Origin of the sequence: Hyphomonas sp. UBA3601 (genome assembly GCF_002375605.1) — a bacterium.
In the GTDB taxonomy this organism is placed as follows: Bacteria; Pseudomonadota; Alphaproteobacteria; order Caulobacterales; family Hyphomonadaceae; genus Hyphomonas.
Genome location: NZ_DFME01000034.1, coordinates 35,589 through 36,274, shown reverse-complemented (window position 1 = coordinate 36,274; position 686 = coordinate 35,589). Strand labels below are relative to the sequence as shown.

General features: G+C 63.8%; 1 protein-coding gene. It reads right to left on the bottom strand.

Annotated elements, in window-relative coordinates:
* On the bottom strand, positions 1-686 hold a 686-nt coding region (locus B4F73_RS03955; RefSeq protein WP_290482555.1), incomplete at both ends, for an FAD-dependent oxidoreductase.

Sequence of the window (686 nt, the reverse complement as noted above, 5' to 3'; positions counted from 1 at the left end):
GCCACTTCGGCGGGGGAGGGCCCGCCAAGGCACATGGCCGCCAGCACCCGGCCGGCCCAGGGGCCCCAGGTAAAGCCGCGCGCGCCAAAACCGTTCACCATGAATATGCCCGGCAACACGGGGGCGTCCGCATCGACAGGGCGCCCTTTTCGCATGCCGGAAAATGTCTCCAGCGCTGCAGAGTAATCGGGCACGGCACCGACCAGGGGTAATCGATCAGCGGTGGTCGCACGAATGGCAGCACGAGACTGAACGGGCAGCGACGTTGCGCTTCGTTGCCACCATGGAGACAATTGTCGCAATGCGTCGGCATTGGTGGCGCGGGCAGCGGCGGACGTTGCAGCCGGTACACCATCTTCGATTTTTTCAAAGGTAGCGCCCCAGAGCCTCTGATCTTCCAATGCCAGTGCGTAGTGCCCGCTCGCCATTGCCTCTGCTTGAACGGGTGTGGCGTCCGCGACGCTCTCGACCTGACCCAATCGGCCTTCCAGCCCGACCCAGCCAAGTTGCCGGTTCGTCTCCATGGCGGTGGCGAGGACAATGATGTCGAACACCTCGGCATTCACCAAGCGATCCTGTAGCGAAATCTCGACCGTCCCGGTCCGGACCCGAACATTGTCGAGCAATCCGGAAATGATCCGCGCAGGCTCAAGGACCAGTGCGCGCTTGTGGAGCAGGCCGCCGCC